This is a genomic window from Dapis hubbardiae BLCC-M172 (assembly GCF_050016015.1).
In the GTDB taxonomy this organism is placed as follows: domain Bacteria; phylum Cyanobacteriota; class Cyanobacteriia; order Cyanobacteriales; family Microcoleaceae; genus Trichodesmium.
This window is the reverse complement of sequence record NZ_JBNHEQ010000101.1, coordinates 54116-60741: the sequence shown is the minus strand read 5'-3', so window position 1 is coordinate 60741 and position 6626 is coordinate 54116. Positions and strand designations below refer to the sequence as shown.

The 6626-nt window shown below is 35.0% G+C and carries 4 protein-coding genes; all 4 read right to left on the bottom strand.

All coding sequences use genetic code 11. From position 1 onward, the window contains the following. Window positions 1-1423, bottom strand: a 1423-nt coding sequence (locus ACP6PK_RS09840; RefSeq protein ID WP_426559447.1) for a HAMP domain-containing protein, incomplete at its 3' end; no start/stop codon positions are given. Window positions 1424-2114: 691 nt separating this feature from the next. Further along, window positions 2115-2927, bottom strand: coding sequence for a ParA family protein (locus tag ACP6PK_RS09835; RefSeq protein ID WP_426559446.1), 813 nt, complete (start codon window positions 2925-2927; stop codon window positions 2115-2117). A 692-nt stretch (window positions 2928-3619) separates the two neighbouring features. Continuing rightward, on the bottom strand, window positions 3620-4801 hold the full coding sequence (locus ACP6PK_RS09830; RefSeq protein ID WP_426559445.1) for an RNA-guided endonuclease InsQ/TnpB family protein: 1182 nt from the start codon (window positions 4799-4801) through the stop codon (window positions 3620-3622). A 371-nt stretch (window positions 4802-5172) separates the two neighbouring features. Beyond that, complete coding sequence (locus tag ACP6PK_RS09825) at window positions 5173-6306, bottom strand: GGDEF domain-containing response regulator (RefSeq protein WP_426559444.1); 1134 nt, start codon at window positions 6304-6306, stop codon at window positions 5173-5175. Window positions 6307-6626: the final 320 nt, after the last annotated feature.

Here is a 6626-nt window from a genome sequence, read left to right as displayed (position 1 = left end):
TTACTTCAGAAGAGAAAGCATTAAGTTGATCTACCATTTTATTCAAGGTAGTCTTAAGTTCCAATATCTCCCCTTTTGCTTCTGCGGTTATCTTTTTACTTAAGTCTCCTTCGGCAACAGCAGTAGCTACTTCGGCAATATTACGAACTTGGTAAGTTAAGTTCGCTGCCATTTGGTTAACATTATCAGTTAAATCTTTCCAGGTTCCCGCGACTCCCTCTACTTCAGCTTGACCTCCTAATACTCCTTCGCTTCCTACTTCCTTAGCAACCCGCGTTACTTCTCCACTAAAAGCATTAAGTCGGTCTACCATTTTATTCAAGGTAGTCTTGAGTTCCAATATCTCCCCTTGAGCATCAACAGTAATTTTCTGAGTTAAGTCTCCTTCGGCAACAGCAGTTGCAACTTCAGCAATATTTCTCACCTGTAAAGTCAGGTTAGCTGCCATACCATTCACATTATCTGTTAAATCTTTCCAAGTTCCGGCGACTCCTTTTACTTTCGCTTGACCTCCCAATGTTCCCTCGGTTCCCACTTCCTTAGCAACCCGCGTTACCTCCGAAGCAAAAGTATTGAGACTATCCACCATCAAATTAATAGTATCTTTCAGTCGTTGGAGTTCCCCTTTTGTTTCTACCGTAATTTTCTGAGTTAAGTCTCCCACACTAATAGCGGTGGCAACTTTGGCAATGTTCCTGACTTGGTTTGTCAAATTACTCGCCATCTCGTTAACATTGTTTGTTAACTCTTTCCAAACACCAGATACTCCTTCAACCTTTGCTTGGACTCCCAATTTACCTTCTGTCCCCACTTCCTGAGCAACCCGCGTTACTTCTGAGGAAAAACTATTAAGTTTATCCACCATTTGATTAACAATGGTGCCAATGCGGTAAAATTCTCCTTTTAAGGATTTTCCTTGCAATTGTAAGTTAATTTTTTTCGACAAATCTCCATTTGCTACTGCTTCTAACACCCGCGAAACTTCTGTAGTGGGTCGCGCCAAATTATTAATTAGTCCATTTACCGCATCAATACTTGATTTCCATGATCCTTTAACTTCTGTCAAACTTGCTCTAGCAGTTAATTCTCCTTCTTCTCCAACTTCACGACTAATGCGCCCCATTTCTGCGGCAAAGTTTTGATTAATAACTATCATTTGATTAAAGACAATAGCTACTTCTCCTAAGCCATTATTTTCAGGAAGACGCACGGTAAAATCTCCATCTCTAGCAGCTTTAAGAGCAGTTAATAAAGAGTCAAGATTAGGATTATTATTCATATCAATATTAGTTTTTGCTTGAGAAATTGGAGTTGATGAAATTGATTCAGATTCAGTCATAGTTTCTTGGGGGTTTTCTACAGTTTGTTCAGTATCTTCAAAAAATACCTGACGACCAGGATTTCGTTTTTTAGGAATTGTCATTTCAGTTATAGCGCTAGGGAATAGGGAATAGGGAATAGGGAATAGGGATTCAATAGGATGTGTAATTAATGTTGCTTATGAACTTATCAGTTATCAGTTACTTGAAACCTTATTTATTTAGTCATAATTTTAAACTTTGATTTTCAAATTATTTAAAAGCTGATTCATAATGTATAAGCCTATTAATCATTGCGATAAATTTGAAAAAGCAAGAATTTTTGACTATCTAAATTATTAACCTCCTCTGACTAAGAAACTGTTTGTAAACTCATAAAAACCTCTCTCCTATAGCAGGGGACAGGGAACAGGGAACAGGGAACAGGAATTCAATAGGATGTGTAATTAATGTTGCTTATGAACTTATCAGTTATCAGTTATTTGAAATCTTATTTATTTAGTCATAATTTTCAACTGTGATTTTCAAATTATTTAAAAGCTGATTCATAAGGTATAAGCCTATTAATCATTGCGATAAATTTGAAAAAGCAAGAATTTTTGACTATCTAAATTATTAACCTCCTCTGACTAAGAAACTGTTTGTAAACTCATAAAAACCTCTCTCCAAACCTCTCTCCTACGAGGAGAGAGGCTTTTCACCCCCCATTCCCTTGTAGGGAAAGGGGGCAGGGGGGTTAGGTTTGCGCGGATTCATCGGTTCCATACAGCACTTCTCAAACAGGTTCTAAAGTTGTCAATTTACTTCTGATAAATAGTTGGCTATTTCCATATAATTTTTCACAATTTGACTGGTGGGTGAAAAATGAGAAATTGGCATTCCCTCCTGTTGTGAACGATAAACTAACAGAGATTCGGGAATTTTAAATAGAGGATAAGACATCCTTTTAACTCCCTCCTCAATTTCTTCAGATATACTATTTTTTGATGATTTTTTTGATTGAGATGCACCAGTTCTAGATTTCGTATAACGATTGAAAATAACCATAAACCGATTAATTTTATGTCCGGTCATTTCCTGAATATCCTGACAATAAATTTGGAATTTTTCTAACGCTTCTAGAGAAAAAATACTACTATCAATAGGAATAATAGCCTCATCTGCTGCTCGTAAACTATTGAGCATAAATAAGCCCGTATCCGATGGCACATCAATTAAAATATAATCATAATAGGATTTAATCGGAGCTAAAATTCGATTTAAAATTCCGACTTTATCTTTACCTTGCTGCATTAAAATAGAAGCTGCTGCTAAATTTAATTCTGAGGGAACTAAATGAAGATTTTCTATTTGTGTTTCTAAAATTGTCTGAGTAATAGGAACTCCTTGATATTCCTGACATTGATTTAAGACTACATCATAAATAGAGTTTTCTAAACTATTCTCATCAATTCCTAATCCAGAAGTTGCATTAGCTTGAGGGTCAAAATCTACTACTAATACCCGACTTGTTGGACGAATTAAAGTTAAACATCCAGCTATATTTATGCAAATAGTAGTTTTTCCTGTACCACCTTTTAGGTTAGCAAAGGCAATGGTTTTAGCCATGACTTATAATCTAGATATATTTAGCGTTGCTGAAATAAGGTATGAAATTCAACTAGCGGTAAATTTTCAGGCAAAACAAGACTACAAATTATACCTATTTCTTCCTCGCAGTCGTCACCGAAAAACTCCTTTCTACCTTATGAGGACTGTAGGGGTGATTCGCGAATCATCCCTAGAAGGACCGACTACTGTAAAATCATACAATCATTCACATCAACCTTGTTTCTAAGAACGGTTTTAACGGTTTGATCGTACTAATACTACTAGCGGGTCTAGCTTGAAAATTTGGGTTGAAAAAAGCTAACCCCCCAACCCCCTTCCCTGGTAGAGAAGAGGGAGAACATTCCCCCCTCTCCTTGTAGGAGAGGGGTCGAGGGAGAGGTCTTCATTGACTCAAATTTACCCATTTTTTCAAGGTAGACACCCTACTACCAGATTTGGTCTTAGTCTGACTAAACTATTTTGACTGATAATACTTTTGCTGGTCTGTCAATCTAAAATACTCCTATTTTTTTTGTTGGCATTATTATATAGCTGGTATTATACAGATTTCTAGATAAATTTATTTATTGTGACATACTCCCGACACAGAGACAAGCTACAGTGCGGGCTTCTCAGCGACTCCTCTATGAGGACATAAACTGAGCTAGCAAGGAATGCCCTTCCTCTCCAGGTGGGAAGATTTGGAGATGTTAGTCAAATTTAATTGGTGGTAATAAATCTTTCAACAATACTTTGGCTCTATTCTTGATATTAATTGCAGCATTTAAGTCTCTACCAAGAGATAATCCGCAGTTAGGACAATCATGCTGTCTCTGAGCCAAAGTCTTTTTAACTTTATGACCACATCTACTACATTCAACAGATGTTCCATGAGGTTTTACTTCTACAATTAACTGACCAGCTTTTTCGGCTTTGTTAGTTAATATAGTATTAAATTGACCCCAACCTGCATCATGTACAGACTTAGCTAATCTAGATTTAGCCATACCTTTAATGTTCAACTTTTCTACTGCTACAATGTCGTATTTTCTTAGTAAATCATTAGCAGTTTTAAAGTGGAAATCTTTTCTAGTATCAGCTACTTTTCTATGTTTTTTGGCTAATTGTTTAATAGCTTTTTGTCTACGTTTGCTACCTTTCTTTCTTCTAGATACTTTTCGTTGTGCTGACTTTAATTTTCCTTCAGACTTTCTCAAGTATTTAGGAGCTGGTACAGACTCATTATCAGAAGTAACATAAAAGTCTATTAGCCCTACATCTATGCCTACAATATTACCTCGTTTAATATCTGGTTTAATTTCGGGTACAGACTTATCTTCTAAGCTGAAAGTAACAAAATAGCCATTAGATTTTTTGGTAATTGATGCTGTTTTGATACTAAACATATCTGGAATAGGTCTATGTACAATTACTTTTACATCACCAATTTTAGATAATTTAACTCTATTGTTGATAAAATGATGCTGCTGAAATTGAGCATAAGTAAATGTCTTATACTGACCTTTGCCTTTGAATCTAGGTTTTCCTAATCTCTTACCATTACTGTCACCTTTTAGCCATCTTTTAAAAGCTAGTTCAACCCGTTTTGGCACTTCTTGTAAAACTTGAGAATGAATATCTTTGTACCAAGGTCTGTCTACTTTTAATTGAGTTAATAACTTTTGCTGACTAAATCTTGTTGGTTGGTCTTTTAATTCGGGAAGATGACATATTAAAGGACAAGCATTAATCGGACAACGATTTTGCTCCCACCAATCAAATCTTTCTGCTAACATATAGTTATATTGGCAACGCAACATATCTAAAGTTCTATCTATTTTTTCGGCCTGTTCTTTAGTTGGGCGTAACTTGTATTGGTAGGCTATTCTCATCTTTCTTTTCCCTTTCGACCATATATCTATATAGAGATGTCAATGCAGCTATCAATATTCTAGAAGCAGGAACAGTTAATCAACCGATAACCAAGGCTGAAAAAACTGTACTAGACACACCAATTCAACTATCACTTTTCGTTAGGGTTAGCGCAGCTCCTCTGCAAGAGGCAGCTCCGACCCAGGAGGCTATAGTCGCGGGAGGGCAATCCGAGACTAATAATAAACGGACACGGAGTCGGCGGAAGACTGCTCCTAAAAAGGCAGCAGCTAACAGTGATGTGTCAACCCACCTTGAGTCATTTAAGCAACTTAGTTTGTTTGATTGATGGATAGGAATCTCCACGCCTTTAGGACGGAGAGGATGTCAATTAAGCAATATCATGGTGGGAATACCTAACACAATTTCGTCCGTTTTCTTTCGCAATATAAAGACCTTTATCGGCTTGACTAATTAATTCATCTGGATGTGAATTTATAGTCGGAATAGTTGTTGCCAAACCTAAACTAATGGTGATATATTTGTCAACTTTTGAAGCCTCATGGATAATTTTCAAACTATTAACTTCAGTGCGAATACTTTCAGCAACAAACATTGCTCCAGATTTGTCTGTATTGGGTAATACTACTACAAATTCTTCTCCTCCATAACGAGCAACTAAGTCTGTTGATCTTTTTAAAGTTTTTTGAATTACTTGAGCCACTTTTTTTAAACAAATATCCCCTTTGGGGTGACCATAAGTATCATTAAATAATTTAAAAAAATCAATATCCATCATTATTAAAGATATGGGCTGAGATTCCCGGATAGATTTTTTCCAATCTCTTTCTAAGACTGTTTCCCAGCAATAACGATTAGGAATTCCTGTCAAAGGATCTGTATTTGATATTTTGAGTAGATGTTGCAGCTTCTCATTTTGTTGCTTAAGCTCATAAGTTCTTGCCAGCACTTCATCAGCTAATTTTTCAGTAAAACCACTTAATTCTTGTTCTCTCTGCTGTAGTTTTTGCACTAACTGAATTCTTTCCAAGGAATAACGTATCGAACGGATTAATACTTCTGCTGAAATTTCACTTTTAACTAAATAATCCTGCGCTCCTTTTTGAACTACTTGAACTGAAAAATCCTCATCATCTCTTCCGGTTAAAACAATAATTGGAATATTAGGAGCAATTTCTATCATGTGGGAAATAGTCTCAAATCCTTGACTATCAGGTAGTCCTAAATCGAGCAAAATTACATCAATTTTTTCTTCATTAAGTTGCTTAATTGCTAAGGATAATCTATCACAATGAGCCACATTAAAATTCAAGGATGATTCAATTTTTAATAACTGTTTGATCAGAAAAGCATCTCCTGGATTGTCTTCTACTAATAAGGTATTTAAAGATTTTTTTTGATTAACATGGTTATTCCTAAACATGGTTTTCTTCTCATTTGAGATATAATAAACATTATAGGTTGCTATTTGGGAATTTTTCTGATATTGGGATAATAATTTCATAATTTATTATGATTTAAGAAAATAAAAACTAGGGTTTAATTAGAATTAAGTAATATCACTAATGTTATATATAAACTGTTTGATAAATTATCTAGTCTTTGACTACCAAAGAGTCTATTAAGAAATAATACTTATAGCAGCCATAATTTCCAGTTTCCCTATTTAGGATAGTATAAATATTATACTGTTTCTAGATTTTTTAAAAGGTTTATTCACATAATTAGATATTTAGATACAATATGTAATATTTTCTCATGAAATATCTATGTTATTCAAAACTGTCAGTTTTTTATAGTTATTATGTGGTTTACCTATAGCAA